This is a genomic window from Bradyrhizobium sp. USDA 3364, assembly GCF_054056355.1.
In genome coordinates this window covers 613,336-631,870 of the sequence record NZ_JBSRYG010000002.1, presented here as the reverse complement: position 1 = coordinate 631,870, position 18,535 = coordinate 613,336, and the positions used below count along the sequence as shown (strand labels likewise).

15 protein-coding genes, 1 tRNA gene and 1 pseudogene are annotated in these 18,535 nt (G+C 66.5%); 12 read left to right on the top strand and 5 right to left on the bottom strand.

What is annotated here, in order from left to right:
- Positions 1 to 8: 8 nt before the first annotated feature.
- Positions 9 to 878 (bottom strand): TIGR01459 family HAD-type hydrolase, encoded by an 870-nt coding sequence (locus ACVILL_RS03235; RefSeq protein ID WP_456727824.1) that lies wholly within the window; start codon positions 876 to 878, stop codon positions 9 to 11.
- Positions 875 to 2,155, bottom strand: a complete 1,281-nt coding sequence (locus ACVILL_RS03230; RefSeq protein WP_456727823.1) for an FGGY-family carbohydrate kinase — start codon at positions 2,153 to 2,155, stop codon at positions 875 to 877. The genes ACVILL_RS03235 and ACVILL_RS03230 overlap by 4 nt, the downstream gene beginning before the upstream one ends.
- A gap of 134 nt (positions 2,156 to 2,289) precedes the next feature.
- Between ACVILL_RS03230 and ACVILL_RS03225 the strand changes: the two genes are divergently transcribed.
- The 11 genes and pseudogenes from ACVILL_RS03225 to ACVILL_RS03175 all read left to right on the top strand — a co-directional run bounded on the left by ACVILL_RS03225 (position 2,290) and on the right by ACVILL_RS03175 (position 14,809).
- Positions 2,290 to 3,306 (top strand): sugar-binding transcriptional regulator, encoded by a 1,017-nt coding sequence (locus ACVILL_RS03225; RefSeq protein ID WP_456727822.1) that lies wholly within the window; start codon positions 2,290 to 2,292, stop codon positions 3,304 to 3,306.
- A 28-nt stretch (positions 3,307 to 3,334) separates the two neighbouring features.
- Positions 3,335 to 4,774, top strand: a complete 1,440-nt coding sequence (locus tag ACVILL_RS03220; RefSeq protein ID WP_456727821.1) for an extracellular solute-binding protein — start codon at positions 3,335 to 3,337, stop codon at positions 4,772 to 4,774.
- A gap of 117 nt (positions 4,775 to 4,891) precedes the next feature.
- The gene (locus tag ACVILL_RS03215) at positions 4,892 to 5,821 is read left to right on the top strand and encodes a carbohydrate ABC transporter permease (RefSeq protein WP_456727820.1); all 930 of its coding nucleotides are present in this window, start codon (positions 4,892 to 4,894) and stop codon (positions 5,819 to 5,821) included.
- Between the two features lie 14 nt (positions 5,822 to 5,835).
- Positions 5,836 to 6,693, top strand: coding sequence for a carbohydrate ABC transporter permease (locus ACVILL_RS03210; RefSeq protein ID WP_456727819.1), 858 nt, complete (start codon positions 5,836 to 5,838; stop codon positions 6,691 to 6,693).
- 4 nt (positions 6,694 to 6,697) lie between these two features.
- Positions 6,698 to 7,802: pseudogene (locus tag ACVILL_RS03205) on the top strand (ABC transporter ATP-binding protein).
- Positions 7,803 to 7,814: 12 nt separating this feature from the next.
- Positions 7,815 to 8,930: an ABC transporter ATP-binding protein gene (locus ACVILL_RS03200; RefSeq protein ID WP_456727818.1), complete on the top strand. Its 1,116-nt coding sequence runs from the start codon at positions 7,815 to 7,817 to the stop codon at positions 8,928 to 8,930.
- Between the two features lie 2 nt (positions 8,931 to 8,932).
- Positions 8,933 to 10,507 carry an FGGY family carbohydrate kinase gene (locus ACVILL_RS03195; protein WP_456727817.1) on the top strand — a complete coding sequence of 525 codons (1,575 nt, stop codon included), beginning with the start codon at positions 8,933 to 8,935 and terminating at the stop codon, positions 10,505 to 10,507.
- Positions 10,500 to 11,540 carry a 2-hydroxyacid dehydrogenase gene (locus ACVILL_RS03190; protein ID WP_456727816.1) on the top strand — a complete coding sequence of 347 codons (1,041 nt, stop codon included), beginning with the start codon at positions 10,500 to 10,502 and terminating at the stop codon, positions 11,538 to 11,540. Before ACVILL_RS03195 ends, ACVILL_RS03190 begins: the two co-directional genes overlap by 8 nt.
- 18 nt (positions 11,541 to 11,558) lie before the next feature.
- Positions 11,559 to 12,287, top strand: coding sequence for a class II aldolase/adducin family protein (locus tag ACVILL_RS03185; RefSeq protein ID WP_456727815.1), 729 nt, complete (start codon positions 11,559 to 11,561; stop codon positions 12,285 to 12,287).
- Positions 12,284 to 13,792, top strand: a complete 1,509-nt coding sequence (locus ACVILL_RS03180) for a glycerol-3-phosphate dehydrogenase (RefSeq protein WP_456727814.1) — start codon at positions 12,284 to 12,286, stop codon at positions 13,790 to 13,792. Before ACVILL_RS03185 ends, ACVILL_RS03180 begins: the two co-directional genes overlap by 4 nt.
- 126 nt (positions 13,793 to 13,918) lie before the next feature.
- Entirely contained in the window at positions 13,919 to 14,809 is an 891-nt protein-coding gene (locus ACVILL_RS03175) for an SDR family oxidoreductase (protein ID WP_456727813.1), read from the top strand.
- A gap of 119 nt (positions 14,810 to 14,928) precedes the next feature.
- Here the strand turns inward: ACVILL_RS03175 and ACVILL_RS03170 are convergent.
- Positions 14,929 to 15,004: transfer RNA gene (locus ACVILL_RS03170), tRNA-Ile, on the bottom strand.
- Between the two features lie 114 nt (positions 15,005 to 15,118).
- Complete coding sequence (locus ACVILL_RS03165) at positions 15,119 to 16,087, bottom strand: Bug family tripartite tricarboxylate transporter substrate binding protein (RefSeq protein WP_456727812.1); 969 nt, start codon at positions 16,085 to 16,087, stop codon at positions 15,119 to 15,121.
- Positions 16,088 to 16,206: 119 nt separating this feature from the next.
- Here ACVILL_RS03165 and ACVILL_RS03160 point away from each other — a divergent pair, with 119 nt between their 5' ends.
- The gene (locus ACVILL_RS03160; RefSeq protein WP_456727811.1) at positions 16,207 to 17,175 is read left to right on the top strand and encodes a TAXI family TRAP transporter solute-binding subunit; all 969 of its coding nucleotides are present in this window, start codon (positions 16,207 to 16,209) and stop codon (positions 17,173 to 17,175) included.
- A gap of 75 nt (positions 17,176 to 17,250) precedes the next feature.
- Here ACVILL_RS03160 and ACVILL_RS03155 read toward each other — a convergent pair whose 3' ends face one another.
- On the bottom strand, positions 17,251 to 18,462 hold the full coding sequence (locus ACVILL_RS03155; RefSeq protein WP_456727810.1) for an ABC transporter substrate-binding protein: 1,212 nt from the start codon (positions 18,460 to 18,462) through the stop codon (positions 17,251 to 17,253).
- Positions 18,463 to 18,535 lie beyond the last annotated feature (73 nt).

Here is an 18,535-nt window from a genome sequence, read left to right as displayed (position 1 = left end):
CGCTGTTCTCACCAGGTCAGATGGTCCATCGTCCAGTGCGGCATCCGCGCGGCAGCGCCGGCGACGGTCTTGATCGCCCGCGGCAGATCGCTCGCCTGCGCGAACGTCGCGCGGTGCGCGCCGGAGCCGATCAGCAGGGTCAGCATGCCGGCGGTGCGTCCACCGGCGATATCGTGATCGAGGGAATCGCCGATGACGAGGATCCGCTCCGGCGGGGGATGTCCCAATTGATCGCGCGCGGCGGCAAACATCGGCGGATACGGCTTGCCGACGAACAGCACGGTGCCGCCGAGCGATTGATAGAACGCGGCGAGCGCGCCCGGCGCCGGGATCAACCCTGCGACGCCGAACATCACGAGGTCGGGATTGGCGCACAGCATCGGCAGGCGCCGCGCGGCGGCCGCCGTCAGTTGCGCACGCCAGCGCTCGGGCTCGGCCGCATCATCGTCGAGCCCGCCGAGCAGGATGAAATCGGCCTCGCGGATGCTCGAGACCACCACGAGGTCGGTGCCGTCGATGATCGAACGATCGCTGTCGCGGGAAATCAGGAAGCAGGCGCGTCCGAGCTCGGCAAAGGGCGCCTGCTCGCGCGCATGCAGGCCGCGCCAGGTGACCTCGCCCGACGACAGCACGCCGTCATAGGCCTCCGGCGGCAGGCCGAGCGCGGCAAGGCGCCGCTGGTTGCTGCCGGCGCGCTTGCCGGAATTGGAGAGGATCAGGATGCGCTTGCCGGCCTCGCGCAGCCGCGCCACGCAATCCAGCGCTGCGGGAAATACCGCCATGCCTTCATGCAGTGTGCCCCACTGGTCGAGCAGCACATGATCGAAACGGTCGGCGATGGCGTGAAGGCCGGCGATCGCGGTCGCATCGGCCTTCATGGCGGACCTCCGTTCAGTGCGAGCAGCGCGGCGCCGTAGCTTGCTTCGGTCTGTTCGGCGACCGAGACGGGCACACCGAGCACGCGGTGCCTGATCCTGGTCCATGCGTCGTTCTTGGCGCCGCCGCCGATGCCGATGACGCGGCGCAGAGTTGGCGCGCCGAGCCGTGCCAGCTGGCGGTAGGCGAGGGCTTCGACCGAGGCGATGCCTTCGAGCAGGCCCTGGAAGAAGCGGCAATCTTCCGCCGGGCGCGGCGTGATCCGCGCGGCGAGCGCCGGATCGGCGATCGGGAAGCGTTCACCGGGTTTCGGCAGCGGGTAGTAGTCGAGCCCGGTCGGCTGTTCCGGCTCGACCTGCGGCGTCAGCCGCTCAATCTCGTCGGCGGTGAAATGCAGCAGCAGCGCGGCGCCGCCGGAGTTCGAGGCGCCGCCGGCGAGCCAGCGCTCGCCGAGCCGGTGCGAATAGACGCCCTGATCGGCCGCGAAGATCGGCTGGCTCGCAAGCTGCTTCACCACCAGCGTGGTGCCGAGCGAGGTGACGGCGTCGCCCGGCTGGTCGGCTCGCGTCGCGATGAAGGCTGCGACGCCATCGGTGGTGCCGGCCGCGACCTGCGCTGTGGCTGGCAGCCCGAGCGACCGCGCGATCTGCGGATCCAGCTCGGAAAATGGCGTTCCCGGCACCAGCACTTCGGGAAGCAGATCGTCGCGCACGCCGAGCTGGTCGAGCCAGGACGGCCAGCCGCGCGCGACCGGGTCATAGCCGAGCTTCAGCGCGTTGTTCTCGTCGCTGATGCCATGATGGTCCGCAAGCCGGCCCGCGATCCAGTCCGCCTGGTGCACGGCGTGGCGCGGATCGCCGATGTAGCCATCGTTCTGCAGATACAGCAGCTTGGCGAGCGCGCTGCTCGCGCCATGCGCGCCGCTCTCGCGCGGTGCGACCGCGGCCACGCGCGTCGCCTCTTGCGTGGCGCGTGCATCATTGTACATCAGGCCCGGCGAGCAGGGGCGGCCGGCCGCATCGACCAGCAGCAGCGTGCCCGACGTGCCGTCGACGACGATGCGCGTGACGTCGCCGAGACTGACGGTCTTGCCGAGCTCGCGGATCGCCGCCACCACCGCCTGCCACCACAGCTCCGGTGTTTGGTCGATGGCATTGCCGTCGACGCGCGGTGCAGGCAGGGCGACCGATGCGAAGCCGCGGATGCCGGCCTGCGGATCAATCGCGCAGGCGCGGACTCCGCCCGTTCCGACATCGATGCCGAGATACAAACCTCCCATCCGACTTCACCGCTCTCCGGTGCCCGCGCATCGACATTGGTTGCGCTGCAGCACGTTTGGGGGATTGACGCCCCGTTCGGCCTCTGCAATTTTTTGCAGGACGTGAAGAAATTTGCAAGCGGACTTTTCCGGACATGCCGACCCCGCCCGACAGGCTGCCGATCATCGACGGCGAGGCGTCGCTCGCGACGCGCGCGGCGTGGCTGTACTTCGCGGCGGGGCTGACGCAGTCGGAGGTCGCCGACCGGCTCAACATCCAGAGCACCAAGGCGCACCGCCTGATCGCGCGCGCCAGCCGCGAGGGCATGATCCGCGTCTTCGTCGAGGGACCGGTCGCCGAATGCGTCGCGCTGGAGAACGAGCTCGCGCAGCGTTTCGGGCTGTCGTTCTGCCGCGTCGCGCCCGATCTCGGCGAGGGCGATTGGCCGCTGAAGGCGCTGGCGCTGGAAGGCGCGAGCTTCCTGCGCCAGATCCTCGAGCGCGGCCAGGACAAGGTGATCGGCTTCGGTCACGGCCGCACGCTTGCCGCCGTGGTCGAGCAGATGCCGCAGACGCCGGCGCGCGAGGCGCAATTCGTGTCGCTGCTCGGCGGACTGACGCGGAAATTCGCCGCCAATCCGTTCGACGTGATTCACAAGCTCGCCGAGCGCACCGGCGCGGAAGCCTATCTGCTGCCGGTGCCGGTGTTCGCCAACTCGGTCGCCGACCGCGCCGTGCTGATGCAGCAGTTCGGCATCGCCGACGTGTTCGCGCTGGCGCGCAAGGCTTCGCTGCTGTTCGTCGGTATCGGTCAGGTCAGCCGCGACGGCTTCCTGGTGTCGAGCGGCATGATCAAGCCCGACGAGGTCGTCGAGCTGAAGCGCGTCGGCGCCTGCGCCGATCTGCTCGGACATTTCTTCAGCGCCGACGGAACGGTGTTGGACACCGATCTCTCGGCCCGCGCTACCTCCATGAGCATGGCCGATCTCAGGAAGCACCGCATCGTCGCCATCGCCGGCGGCCCGGCCAAGGTGACCGCGCTGCGCGGCGTGCTGCGCAGCGGCGTGCTGCACGGCCTCATCATCGACGAAGCGACCGCAAAGGCGCTCGCCACCGACAAGCCGGAGACCACATCCGGCAAGACAAGAAGCAAGACCCGGAAGGACACATAAAACAAGCGTCAACAAGGAGAGGAAATACATGTTCGATCGCGAGAAGAATCTGTTCGACTCCTACGCTGCAAAACGCATCAGCCGCCGCGATCTCCTCGACGGCGCCGCCAAGCTCGGCATCGCGGGCATCGCCGCAAATGCCGCCTTCGCCTCCTCGATGTCGAAGGCGATGGCCGCGGACTTCAACTGGAAGGCCCAGAGCGGCAAGAGCGTCAAGCTGCTGCTGAACAAGCACCCTTACGTCGACGCGATGATCGGCGATATCGAGGCGTTCAAGTCGCTGACCGGCATGAACGTCACCTACGACATCTTCCCGGAGGACGTCTATTTCGACAAGGTGACGGCGGCGCTGTCGTCGAAGTCGGACCAGTACGACGCCTTCATGACCGGCGCCTACATGACCTGGACCTATGGTCCGGCGGGCTGGATCGAGGACCTCAACACCTACATCAAGGACCCCGCCAAGACCAACCCGGCGTTCGCCTGGGACGACGTGCTGCCTGGCTTACGCGCCTCCACCGCATGGGACGGCGTCGCCGGCTCCGAGCTCGGCTCGGGCAAGGCCAAGCAGTGGTGCATCCCGTGGGGCTATGAGCTCAACAACATCACCTACAACCGCAACGTCTTCGACAAGGTCGGCGTCAAGCCGCCGAAGAACCTCGACGAGATGCTGGAGGTCGCGGCCAAGATCACCAAGGACGCCGGCGGACCCTACGGTGTCGGCGTGCGCGGCTCGCGCTCCTGGGCGACCATCCATCCCGGCTTCCTATCGGCCTATTCGAACTTCGGCCAGAAGGACTTCGTGATGGAGGGCGGCAAGCTGAAGGCCGCGATGAACACCAAGGCCTCGAAGGACTTCCACGAGAAATGGGTCAAGATGATCCAGACTTCGGGCCCGAAGAACTGGTCGACCTACACCTGGTACCAGGTCGGCACCGACCTCGGCGCCGGTGCTTCCGGCATGATCTTCGACGCCGACATCCTCGGCTACTTCATGAACGGCGGCGACAACAAGGAGAAGGGGCATCTCGGCTACGCGCCGTTCGCCGCCAATCCGGCCGCCAAGGCGCCGACCCCGAACGTCTGGATCTGGTCGCTCGCGATGTCGAGCTTCTCCAAGCAGAAGGAGGCAGCCTGGCTGTTCATGCAATGGGCGGCCTCGGTCGAGCACGATCTGTTCGGCGCGCGCAAGATGGACTTCGTCAACCCGGTGCGTGCATCGGTGTGGAAGGACAGCGAGTTCCGCGACCGCATCGCGAAATCCTATCCCGGCTATCTCGAGCAGCACGACATGTCGTCGCCCGGCGCCAAGATCTACTTCACGGCGCAGCCGCTGTTCTTCGACCTGACCACCGAATGGGCCGCCTCGCTGCAGAAGATGGTGGCGAAAGAGGTCAGCGTCGACGAGGGGCTGGACAAGCTCGCCGACAGCATCAACCGCCAGCTCAAGCAGGCCGGCCTCGGCTGACGGGTCGACTGTGCGGTGCTTGATCCCCCGCACCGCACCCATCCGCCGGCTCGGACCCTTGTCCCATCCGAGCCGGCGGCGTTTGCCAGCCCAACGCGATCTCTTATCATCATGAGCATGGTCCAACTTATCCAGACGAACGCGCAGGCGGCGCCGGCCAAGCCAAGGCCGCGCGTGCGCCTCTTGCCCTATCTGCTCAGCCTGCCGGCGCTGCTCGTCTGCGTGGCGATCCTGGTTCCGTTCGTGACCGCGGCGGTCTATTCGCTGCAGCGCTACCGGCTGAACCTGCCCTATCTGCGCGGCTTCATTGGCGCCGGTAACTATATCGACTTCCTGTCCGACCCGGCGTTCTGGAATACGTTCCAGATCTCGATCACCTATACCGCGGTGACGGTCGTGCTCGAACTGCTGCTCGGCCTCGGCATCGCGCTGCTGCTGCGCCGGCCGACCCGCTTCCACAATGCGGTGTCGATCATGCTGTTGCTGCCGCTGATGACGGCGCCGGCGATCGCCGCGCTGATGTGGAAGCTGATGACCAACCCGAGCTTCGGCATCCTGTCATATCTGGTCGGCCTGTTCGGCGTCACCGATTTCAAATGGGCCTCCGATCCGTCGAGCGCGCTGTTTACGGTCGTGCTGGTCGACGTCTGGGTCTACACGCCCTTCATCATGATCCTGCTGCTCGCCGGCCTACGCTCGCTGCCGCGGCAACCGTTCGAGGCGGCGGCGCTCGACGGCGTGCCGGCGAGCTTCGTCTTCTTCCGCATCACGCTGCCGATGCTCGCGCCCTACATCATCACGGCGTCGCTGTTCCGCCTGCTCGATTCGATCCAGCAGTTCGACATCATCTACGCGATGACGCAGGGCGGCCCCGGCGACCGGCTGATGGTGTTCCAGGTGCAGGCCTATCTGGAGTTCTTCCAATACACCAATGTCGGCAGGTCGGCGGCGCTGTTGATGATCCTCTGGCTCATCACCAACATCCTGTCGAACATCTTCATCAAGAACTGGCTGCGGCTGCGCGAACGTGCGCACGGCCACGCGTGACGGGGAGGGGCGCGATGGAACATTCCAGCCTTGCCGGTCGCATCTTCCGCGCCGTGGCGCTCACGTTGATCCTGATCTTCTTCATGTTTCCGATCGTCTGGATCTTCCTGATGTCGTTCCAGACCAACGAGCAGATCTTGAGGATACCGCCGCGGATCCTGTTCGAGCCGACGTTTGCGAATTACGAGGCGCTGATCTCCGGCCAGCTGCGCACCGCGGCCGGCAATCTGCAGATCTCGTTCATGCGCAATCTCTTCAACAGCGTCGTGCTGTCGAGCGCGGCGGTGCTGCTGGCGCTGCTGCTCGGCGTGCCGGCGGCTTACGCCTTTGCGCGCTTCAAATTCCGTCTCGGCGAGACCATCGCGTTCACGCTGCTGTCGTTCCGCTTCGCGCCGCCGCTGCTCGTGCTGCTGCCGCTGTCGCTGTACTATCAGGAACTCGGTCTCAACGACACCTACTTTGGCATCGTCTGGGTCTACCAGTTGATCGCGCTGCCGCTGATCCTGTGGATCGTGCGCGGCTATTTCGAGGATATCAGTCCTGACATCGAGCACGCCTATCGGCTCGCCGGGCATTCCTGGCGCGAGGCCTTCACCCGGATCGCGGTGCCGTTGGCGGGACCCGGGATCGCCGCGGCGGGGCTGCTGTCGTTCATCTTCTGCTGGAACAACTTCGTCTTCGCGCTGATCCTGGCCTCGGCCGACAAGCAGCCGGTCACGGTCGGCGCGCTCGCCTTCGTCACCGCATCGGGAATCCAGTACGGTCAGATCGCGGCGGCGATCGTGCTGTCGGTGACACCGACCTTGTTGCTCGCGCTCTATGCGCAGCGCTATCTGGTCGAGGGTCTGTCGCTCGGCGCGGTGAAAGGCTGATCCGATGGCGCGTCTCGAGATCAATTCGGTGAGCAAGGCATTCGGTGCGCAACGGCCGGCCGACGGATTGTCGCTGGCGGTCGAGCCCGGCGAGATAGTGGCGGTGTTCGGTCCGTCCGGCAGCGGCAAGACCGTGCTGCTGCGCATGATCGCCGGCATGTTCGAGCCCGACGACGGTGACATTACCGTTGGCGGCCGCTCGGTGGTCGGTGCGCCGCCTGAGCGGCGCGGCATCGGCATGGCGTTCCAGAACTTTGCCCTTTTTCCGCACATGACCGCCCGCGACAATATCGCGAGCGGCCTGCGCGCGAAGGGCGGCGGCGGCGATGTCGCGGGCCGGGTTGCAGCGATCAGCAAGCTACTCAAGATCGAGCATGTGCTCGGCCACACACCACGCGAATTGTCGAACGGACAGAAGCAGCGCACCGCGCTGGCGCGGGCGCTGATCGGCAATCCCGACGTGCTGCTGCTCGATGATCCCCTGCGCAACGTCGACGCCAAACTGCGCTACGAGATGCGGCTCGAGCTGCCGAACCTGCTGCGGCGCGGGACGGCCGCGGTGCTCTACGTGACCCAGGACTATCGCGAGGCGATGGCGATCGCCGACCGCATCGCGGTCTTGATCGACGGCCGGCTCGCGCAGGTCGCGACCCCTGCCGATATCTATGCCCAGCCCGCGTCGGGTCGCGATCGCGCGGCTGTTCGGCGATCCGACCATCAACCTCGCCGAGGTAGCTCCGGTCGCTGAGCATGGTGCGCTGTCGGCGGAAGTCGCCGGTGCGTGGATGCGGCTTGGTACGGCCGATGGTGCAGCGCCTCCCGGCGCGTGCTGGCTTGGCGTGCGGCCGGAGGATCTCGCGGTCGCGTCTGTCTCCACGGACGACGCCATTCCGGCGCGAGTTCTCGCGATCACGCCGATGCATGAGAAGGCGGTGCTGCTGCTCCGTCTCGCCGATGGAACGGAATGGCTGGCAGCGCTGCCGCCGGATGCGCCGCATGGTGCGGCCGACGACAGCGTGTTCGTCCGCTTCGCGCCCGATGCCGTGATGCTGTTCGATCGCGCGACCGGGCTGCGGATCGGGTCGTCGCACCGGCTCAAGGCGGCATAGGAGCGGATGGTCATGGACATGCTCGAGCTTCGAGGCATCGACAAGGTCTATCGCAGCCGCGGCAAGGCGCCGGTGCACGCGGTGCGCGCGCTCGACATGGCGGTCGAGAAGGGCGAGATCGTCGCGCTGTTGGGATCGTCGGGCTGTGGCAAGACCTCGACCTTGCGCATGATCGCAGGCTTCGAGGACGTCTCGGCCGGTTCGATCGCGCTCGGCGGGCGACGGATCGACGAGCTGCCGCCGGCGCGGCGCAAGGTCGCGATGGCCTTCGAGGGCTACTCGCTCTATCCGCCGCTCACGGTCCGCGAGAACATCGCGTTCGCGCTGAAATCCGCCCAGCTGCCGCGCAGCGAGGTGAAGCGTCGCGTCGACGAGATCGCCCGCCTGGTCGAGATCGAGGACATCCTCGACGCCTATCCGCGCGCGATCTCCGGCGGCCAGCAGCAGCGCGTCTCGCTGGCGCGGGCGCTGGTGCGCGACGCCGATCTCTATCTGCTCGATGAGCCGATGGGGCAGCTCGAACCGCAGCTGCGCGCGGTGCTGCGCGGCCGCATTAAGAGCCTGCTCGCCGAGCGCGGCATGACCGCGATCTTCGTCACCCACGACCAGACCGAGGCGAGCGCGCTGGCCGACCGCATCGCGGTGATGGAAGGCGGCGTGCTGCAGCAGTTCGCCAGCGAAAAGGAGCTGAAAGGCCGCCCCGCCAATCTGTTCGTCGCGAGCTTCATCGGCGAGCCGCCGATGAACCTGCTCGACGCGGAGGTCGCGCGGTCGGAGGGAGGCTTCCGCCTGTCTGTCGGGACCGACATGGGGTTCCATATCGGCGGCGCCGGGCTCGACAGCGAGGCGGCGAAGGCGCTTGCCGGCACATCCCAGGTGCGGATCGGCATCCGTCCGCAGAAGATCGCGGTCGGGAGCGGCGACGTCAGGGTGAAGGTCGTCTCCAACCAGTGGCTCGGCGATCAGTCGCATATCGGCGGCGATTGCGGCGGCCGCATGCTGATCGCGGTGATGCCGGGCCGGGTCGCCGCGCGGCCGGGCGACATTGTGCCGTTCGCGCTGGAGCCGCGCCATCTGCACATCTTCGGCAGCGACGGAACCTGCATTCGCCATGCGGAGGTGTCCTGACCATGGTCGCAAGCCGCGACGTCATCATCGGCATCGATGCCGGCACCTCGTTGATCAAGGCGGTGGCGTTCACGCTGGCCGGCGAGCAGCTTGCCGATGTCTCGCAGCCGAATGCGTATAGCAGCCTGGCCGGCGGCCATGTCGAGCAGGATATGGCGCGGACCTGGACCGATACGGTCGCGGTGATTCGCGCGCTGGCGAAGTCGGTGCCTGATCTGTCCGCGCGGATCGCGGCGATCGCGGTGACCGGGCAGGGCGACGGCACCTGGCTGATCGACGACGACGGCCGGCCGGTTGCGCCGGCGCTGCTCTGGCTCGATTCTCGCGCCGGCCGGCTGGTCGAGGAGATCCGCGCCAGCGAGCGCAACGCTCCGCTCTACCGCCGTACCGGCTCCGGGCTCAATGCCTGCCAGCAGGGGCCGCAACTGGCGTGGCTGCAGGCGCATCTGCCCGAGGTGATCGCCAGGGCGACGACGGCGTTCCATTGCAAGGACTGGCTCTATTTCCTGCTCACCGGCGAGCGCGCGACCGACCCGTCGGAAGCGACCTTCTCCTGCGGCGAATTCCGCAAGCGCGGCTTCGATGCGGAGACCGCAGGGTTGATCGGCATCGCCGACCTGACGCACCTGTTCCCGCAAGTCGTCGACGGTGCGGTGACGACGCATCCGCTCACCGCGGCCGCGGCGATCGAGATCGGCCTGCCGGAAGGCGTGCCGGTCTGCCTCGGTTATGTGGACGTGATCTGCAACGCGCTCGGTGCCGGGCTCTACGATCCGTCTCCCGATGTCGGCTGCACGATCATCGGTTCGACCGGCATGCATATGCGGCTGGTGTCAAGCGCCGACGCGGTGACGCTGAACCGCGAGGCGACCGGCTACACCATGGCGTTCCCGGTGCCGGGTCACTATGCCCAGATGCAGTCCAACATGGCGGCGACGCTGAACATCGACTGGATGCTCGATCTCGCATGCGACATGCTGGCGGCAGAGGGCGTGACGCGCACACGCACTGAGCTGATCCGCCGGCTCGACGATCAGGTGCTGCGGGCCAAACCCGGCGAGGTGCTGTTCCATCCATTCATTTCAGATGCGGGTGAACGTGGTCCGTTCGTCGCCCATGAGGCCAGCGCGCAATTCTTCGGCCTGCGCTCCCGCCACCGCTATGGCGATCTGATGCGTGGCGTGATGGAGGGCCTGGCCTTCGCCGCGCGGGACTGCTACGCCGCGATGGGTTCGCTGCCGCGCGACGTCAGGATCACAGGCGGCGCGGCGAAGAGCCGTGCGCTCGGTGCCATCCTCGGGGCCGCGCTGGATAGCGACGTCCGCATCTGCAGCCGGGGCGAAGCCGGCGCCGCAGGCGTCGCGATGATCGCCGCCGTGACCATCGATGCCTTTCCCGACATGCGCGTCTGCGCCGAGCGGTGGGTTACGCCGCACCTGAGTGCCCCGCAATCGCCTGACGCCGCGCTGGCGAAGCGCTACGCCAGCATCTTCCCGACTTATCTCGATGCAAGGCTGGCGTCGCGGCCGGTCTGGAAGCAACTCGCCGCGCTGCGGGCCGGAGGCGATCATGTCTAAGTCCATCGCCATTATCGGCGACCGCTTCATGCTGCCCTCGATGTTCGTCGATCACATCCGGGCTGCCTGCGGCAATGGCGTCGATATCCGCTCGCTGGAGCAGCCCTGGCCGGACGAGCCGATGGAGCACGGTTACGCCGGCTCGAAGCTCGATGGCCTGAAGGAATTCATGGGGCAGCCGGACGAGATCATCGGCTTCATCGGCGATGCCGAGCTGCTGGTCACCCATCTGGCGCCGATCTCGCGGTCGATGCTGGAGCGGCTGCCGAACCTGAAGTTCATCGCGGTGACGCGGGGCGGCCCTGTCAACATCGACATGCAGGCGGCACGCGACCATAACGTGCTGGTAGTTAACACGCCCGGCCGCAATGCGAGCGCGGTCGCGGAGTTCACCATCGGCGCCATTCTCGCCGAGACGCGCCTGATCCGCAGCGGCCACGAGGCGCTGCGCGGCGGGGAGTGGCGCGGCGATCTCTATCGCGCCGACCGCACTGGGCGCGAGCTCGGCGAGATGACGGTCGGCATCGTCGGCTACGGCGCGATCGGCAGCCGCGTGGTCAAGCTGCTGAAGGCGTTCGGCTGCAGGATCCTGGTCGCCGACCCCTATGTCCAGCTCAGCGCCCAGGACCGCAATGACGGCGTCGAGCATGTCGCGGTCGGCGAATTGCTCGGCCGCGCCGACGTCATCACGCTGCATGCGCGGGTGACGCCCGAGACCACCCGTTTCATCGGGCGCGACGCACTGATGCAGATCAAGCGCGGCGCGTTCCTGATCAACACCGCGCGCGGTCCGCTGGTCGATTATGAGGCACTCTATGATGCGCTGGCCTCGGGGCATCTTGGCGGCGCCATGCTCGACACCTTTGCGGTCGAGCCGGCCCCGGCCGACTGGCCGCTCTTGCGACTTCCCAACGTTACCCTGACGCCGCACATCGCCGGCGCCTCTGTGCGTACCGTCACCGTGGCCGCCGAGCAGGCGGCCGAAGAGGTTCGCCGCTTCCTGGCCGGCGAGCCGCCACGCAATCCGTGCTGAAGAAGAAAGGCAGTCCGTATGACCCGTGAGGAACGACAATTGCGCGAGGCTGTTATCGCCAAGTGCCGATGGATGAATGCATCGGGCCTCAACCAGGGGACATCAGGCAACATCTCCGCTCGCTACAAGGACCGGATGCTGATCACGCCGTCGGCGACCCCCTACGATTCGATGAAGCCGGAGATGATCGCCTCGATGCCGCTCGAGGGCGACTATGGCGCGTGGGAGGGGCCGCTGCAGCCGTCCACCGAATGGCGCTTCCATCTCGACATCACGCGCGCCCGGCCCGACGTCGGCGCCATCGTCCATACCCATTCGACCTACGCGACCGTGCTCGCGATCGCTCGCAAGCCGATCCCGGCCTGCCACTACATGATGGCGGCGTTCGGCGGCACCGAGATCCGCTGCGCCGGCTATGCGCGCTACGGCACCAAGGAATTGTCCGATCATGCGATCGCCGCGCTCGAAGGACGCAATGGCTGCCTGCTCGCCAATCACGGCATGATCGCGCTCGGCGCCAATCTCGACAAGGCGATGTGGCTCGCGGTCGAGCTCGAGACCATCGCGCGGCAGTACTACCTCGCGCTTGCGCTCGACTCGCGCGTCATCCTCACCGACGAGGAGATCGCCGACACCGCCAAGGGGTTCTCGACTTATGGCTTGCAGGCGCCAAAGCCGGGCAAGCCACGCGCGACGGCGAAGGCGGCGCCGCGCCGCGCCGAGAAACGGCGCAGCAGCAAGCGATGACGGGTACTGCGCCGGTCGCAGGCAGAGATCACGGGCTGGTCGATATCGCCGTTATCGGTGGCGGCATCAACGGTGCCGGCATCGCCCGCGACGCCGCCGGGCGCGGGTTGAGGGTCCTGCTCTGCGAGAAGGATGATCTCGCCGAAGGCACCTCGTCGCGCTCGGGCAAGCTGATCCATGGCGGGCTGCGCTATCTCGAATATTACGAGTTCCGCCTGGTGCGCGAGGCGCTGATCGAACGCGAGGTGCTGCTGGCGTCTGCGCCGCACATCATCTGGCCGATGCGCTTCGTGCTGCCGCATTCGCCGGAGCAGCGGCCGGCCTGGCTGGTCCGCACCGGGCTGTTGCTCTACGACCATCTCGGCGGCCGCAAGCAGCTGCCGGCAAGCCGCGGCCTCGATCTGTCGCTTGCCCCCGAGGGCGCGCCGCTGCGTCGGGAATTCCGGCGAGGTTTTGAATATTCGGACTGCTGGGTCGATGACAGCAGGCTGGTGATCCTCAATCTGATCGACGCCGCGCAGAACGGCGCACGCATCCTGCCGCGCACACGGGCCGTGCGCGCGGGCCGGGACGGCGAGACCTGGCAGCTCGAGATGCAGGGCGATGACGGCACGGCGCAGGTCGTTCGGGCGCGCGCGCTGGTCAACGCCGCCGGGCCGTGGGTTCAGGATGTCATCCGGGGCGTCGCGGGATTGAACTCCGCCCAGAGCGTGCGGCTGGTCAAGGGCAGCCACATCGTGGTGCCGAAGTTCTGGGACGGGCCGCAGGCCTACCTGCTGCAGAACAGCGATCGCCGGGTGATCTTCGTCAATCCCTATGAGGACGATCTCGCGCTGATCGGCACCACCGACATTCCCTATCAGGGCCGCGCCGAGGACGTCGCGATCGGCGAGGACGAGAGCGATTACCTGCTGCAGGTGCTGCGCCGCTATTTCCGCACGCCGCCGCGGGCAAGCGAGATCGTGCACGCCTTCTCCGGCGTGCGGCCGCTCTACGATGACAACGCCGACAATCCGTCGGCGGTGACGCGCGACTATGTGTTCGAGGTTCACGGCGCCGGGGGCGCACCGCCGCTGCTCTCGATCTTCGGCGGCAAGATCACGACCTACCGCCGGCTGGCGGAGCAGGCGATGCAGCGCCTCGCGCCGTGGTTTCCGAAGCTGTCGCCGGCCTGGACCGCGGATCGGCCGCTGCCGGGCGGCGACATCGGCGGCAGCTTCGATGAGTTCTCGAATGGGCTGGTGCGCGACTATCCCGATCTGCCGCGAACGGTCGTCCGTCACTATGCCCGTCGCTACGGGACGCGGGCACGCGAGCTGCTGGGCTCGGCCCGCAGCTCCGTCGATCTCGGCCGCCATTTCGGCGGCGACTTCTACGAGTGCGAAGCGGCGTATCTTCGCGACAAGGAATGGGCCAAGAGGCCTGCCGACTTCCTGGATCGGCGCACCAAGCATGGCTTGCATATGACGCAGGCTGAGCGGCTCGCGTTCGAGAACTACATCTAGGCAGCATCGGCCAGCGGACGTCCGGACAGTCGTCATTCAGGTAATGATTATACCCGTATAACCTCACTACTTTACCCCGATGAGAAGCGTACCAATATCGGAGCCTTCTGAACAGGAGAGCTTCTCATGCGCGTATTCGTCACCGGGGCCGCGGGATTTATCGGCACCGAAACCACCAAGGAACTCATTGCCAACGGCCATCAGGTCGTCGGCCTCGCGCGCTCGGAAGCGAATGTGGAGACGCTCGAGAAGCTCGGCGCCAAGGTTCATCGCGGCTCGCTGCAGGATCTCGAAAGCCTGAAGCGCGGCGCGAGGGATGCGGACGGCGTGATCCATCTGGCCTTCATCCATGATTTCGCGAAGTTCGCGGAGAACGGCGCGATCGACAAGGCCGCGATCGAAGCCATGGGCGAGGCGCTGGCCGGCACCAATAAGCCCTTCATCGTGACCTCGGGAACGGGTCTCATCGCGCCGGGTGTGGTGATCACCGAGGAGATGCGGCGCGACTCGAGCCCGCATGTTCCGCGCATGTCCGAGCAGGCCGGCTTGGCCTATGCGTCGCGCGGCGTGCGCGCGATGGCGATGCGCCTGCCGCAAGTGCACGGCGCCGCCGGAAAGGCCGGGCTGATCTCCTATCTGGTCGAGCCCGCGCGCCGGAAGGGCGCCGCCGCCTACGTCGGCGAAGGCAGCGAACGCTGGGCTGCGGCGCATAGGCAGGACGTTGCCCGCCTCTACCGGCTTGCGTTGGAGAACGGTGCGGTGGACGGAATCTACCACGCCGTCGGCGAGGAAGGCGTATCGATGCGCCAGATCATCGACGTGATCGGCCGCGCGCTGAACGTGCCGGTGGTTTCGATCAGGAAGGAGGACGCGGGCGAATATTACGGGCCGCTGGCCATGTTCGCCGGCTTGGACATGCCGGCCTCCAGCGCGCTCACGCAACAGCGGCTGGGCTGGACGCCCACGGGGTCCGGCTTGATCGCCGACATCGGCCAGCCGGATTACTTCAAGGCCTGAGCGGCCCGAAGTTTTCGAGCACAACCGCGAGTGCCAGCGGCGGGCCGCTGCTGGCATGACGATCATGAGAGTCCCTGGCGTTCCCGGCACCGGCGACGAGATCATCATCTCGATCTCATTGGTGGGCCCGGCAGGACTCGAACCTGCAACCAGACCGTTATGAGCGGCCGGCTCTAACCATTGAGCTACAGGCCCCGCCGCCTTGCGGGCCGCATGGCGCGGCCGGCAACGGTGCGGGCTCCGTTTACAGGCTGCATCGGGTTTCGGCAATGCCGTCCCCGACCCGGCCCGTGGCGGGCCATCCACGCCTCAATCCACCGAGACGCCGGCGAACTCGACGACCTTGCGCCATTTCTCGGTCTCGTCGGCCACCAGTTTGCCGAATTCGGCCGGGGTCATCGGCCTCGGGATGCCGCCGGCCTCGGCGAGGCGCGCCACGAGTTTCGGGTCCTTCAAGGCCTCGCCGACCGCCTTGTTGAGGATCTCGATGACTTCCGGCGGCGTGCCCTTCGGCGCCGAGATGCCGTAGAAGCCCACCGCCTCGAAGCCCGGCACGGTCTCGGCGATCGCGGGCACGTCGGGCACGCCCGGCCAGCGTTGCGGCGAGGTGACGCCGAGCGCGCGGACGCTGCCGCCGCGCGACTGCTCCAGCGCCGACGGCAGATTGTCGAAGATCAGCTGCACCTTGTTGGAGATGATGTCGGGGAAGGCGATCGCGGATCCCCGGTACGGCACGTGCTGCATGTCGCACTTGGTCATCGCCTTGAACAGCTCGGCCGACATGTGCACCGAGGTGCCGTAGCCGGACGAGGCGTAGGCGATCTTGCCCGGATTGGCCTTGCAGTAGTCGATGAATTCTTGAACCGTCTTCACCGGCATCGCGTTTGAGACCACCAGCATGTTGGTGAGCTGCATGATGCTGGCGACCGGCGTGGTGTCGCGCAGGAAGTCGTAGGGCAGCTTCTTGTAGAGCGAGGTCGAGATCGCATTGTTGGGCGCAACGAACAGCAGCGTGTATCCGTCCGCCGGCGAGTTGATCGCGGCGGCAGCCGCGATGTTGCCGCCGGAGCCGGTGCGGTTCTCGACCACGAATTGCTGGCCGAGATGATCCGACAGCCACTGGCTCATGATGCGGGCGACGATGTCGACCGGGCCACCGGCGGCAAACCCGATCAGCCAGCGCACCGGGCGGTTCGGATAGTCGGATGCGAAGGAGGGGGCAGCCGAGGCAATGCAACAAAACAAACCAAGCAACGCGGCACGTGCGAACCGGAACATCGTCTCTCCCGTCATTTTCTTGTGACTGTTGCCGTCATGGTTTCACAAAACGCTGCCTTTGCCTACGACCCCGCCCGTGCGACGATAGTCGGGCTCATGTGCAATGCTTGAGGCTCGGAATGAAATTCGCTGTTATGGTTTGCGCTGGCGCGCTGCTGCTCGCGGGCGGCGCGGCGGCGCAAGAGGGGGACAAGGCCATTTCCAAAACTACGATCAGTTTCGCCACGGCGACGCCGGGTGGCGGCTTTCCGCTCTATGGCAATGCGCTTGCCGAGGTGATGAATGCGGCCGATCCGACGCTGTCGATCGAGCCGCGCAACACCAAGGGCTCCAACGAGAACATTCCGCTGCTCGAGGCCGGCGGCGTCGATATCGCAACCGTTGCGGGTGAGCCCGCCTATGAAGCCTTCATGGGCATCGGCCGGTCGAAGGCGACGAAGCTGAAGATCCTCACCGCGATGTATTCGAGTCCTGGCATGTTCGTGGTCCGCGCCGACAGTTCCTACACGACGATCAAGGACCTCGTCGGCCAGTCCGTCGCGTTCGGCGCCAAGGGTTCCGGCCTGCCGATCCTGTCGCGCTACATCCTCGACGGCATCGGGCTGAAGCAGGACGAGGACTTCAAGTCGATCTATCTCGATCGCGCCGGCGACGGGCCCGCGATGGTCGAGGACGGCCGCGCCGCGGCACTGTGGGGCGCCGGCATCGGCTGGCCCGGCTTCACCAAGATGGCCGAGAGCGCGAGCGGTGCGCGTTTCATCGCGCCGACCGCAGACGAGATCGCCCGCATCCGTGCCAAGCACACCTTCCTGAAGCCGCTGACGATCCCCGCGGGCAGCTATCCGAGGCAGAACGAGGCAATCTCGTCGGTCGGCTCCTGGAGCTACGTCCTGGTGCGCGAGAGCCTGCCCGACGACGTCGCCTACCGGCTGGCGAAGACGCTGCACGGCGTCGAGGCCGAGTTCTGCAAGAAGCTCGCCCAGGCCTGCGAGACCACGGCGGCGAACACCGTCGCCGCCGCGCCCGACATCAATCTGATTCACCCCGGCGTGCTCAGATATTTCCGCGAGATCGGGGTGGCGAAATGAAGAGGGCGAATGGCGAGTAGCGAATGGCGAATGGAAATTTCGGTCCATCGTCACCATTCGCCACTCCCTATTCGCCTACTTCTTCGCCATCGCACACGCCGGGTCCGGCGGGCCGAACGCGTCCTCGCCGGAGATCTTCGCCAGGATCTTGTAATAGTCCCACGGATATTTCGACTCGGCCGGCGTCTTGACCTGGACCAGCCAGAGGTCGTGCACCATCAGATTGTCCTCGCGCAGTCTGCCGTTGCGGGCGAAGAAATCCTCGACCGGCTTCTCGCGCATCTTGGCCGCGACCTTGAGCGGATCGTCGGTGCCGCTGTCCTTGATCGCGTTCAGATAGGCGGTCACCGAGGAGTAGACGCCGGCCTGCCACATCGTCGGCATCCGGTTCATCTTGGCGAAATAGCGCTTCGACCATTCCCGGGTCTTATCGTCCATGTCCCAGTAGAACGACGTGGTCAGCAACAGGCCCTGCGCGGCCGACAGCCCGATCGAGTGCACGTCGGTGATCAGCGCCAGCAGCGCCGCCATCTGCTGCCCGCCGGCGAAGACACCGAACTCGGCGGCCGTCTTGATCTCGTTGGTGTTGTTCGGCGGTCCGCCGGCGATGCCGATGATCTTGGCCTTCGAGGCCTGCGCCTGCAGGATGAAGGACGACAGGTCGGGCGTGGCAAACGGCGGCCGCACCGCACCAAGCACCTTGCCGCCGTTCTTGGTCACGATCGCGGAGGCGTCCTTCTCCAGCGAGTGGCCGAACGCATAGTCGTCAGTGATGAAGAACCAGCTGTCGCCGCCGCGCTTCACCACCTCCTGCGCGGTGCCGACCGCGAGCGCGCGGGTGTCGAACACCCACTGCATCGTGTAGGGCGAGCAGAACTTGCCATGGAAATCGGTCGCGCCGGTCGAGTGCGTGATGAACAGTTTCTTCTTCTCGTTGGCGATGTTCTGCACCGCGAGCCCGACCGCCGAGACCGGCACGTCGACGATGAGGTCGACCTGATCGACGTCATACCAGCGCCGCGCGATGGTCGCGCCGATGTCCGGCTTGAGCTGGTGATCGCCGACGATGACCGAGATCGGCTTGCCGAGCACCTTGCCGCCGAAATCGTCGACCGCCATCTGCGCGGCGGTCACCGAGCCCTGGCCGGTCGGCGTCGAGGCCGGGCCGTTCATGTCGGTCAGCACGCCGATCTTGACGATGTCGTCGGATACCTGCGCAGATACGGTCGAGGAGGCCAGCAGCGCGGCTGCGAGCGTCCCGAACATGGCTAGTCTGGTGGCGATCATTCTGTGTCCCTCCTGAACTGGCGCATTGGCCATTATTATGGTTGTGCCGGGCCTCTGGAACCCGGTCATATTA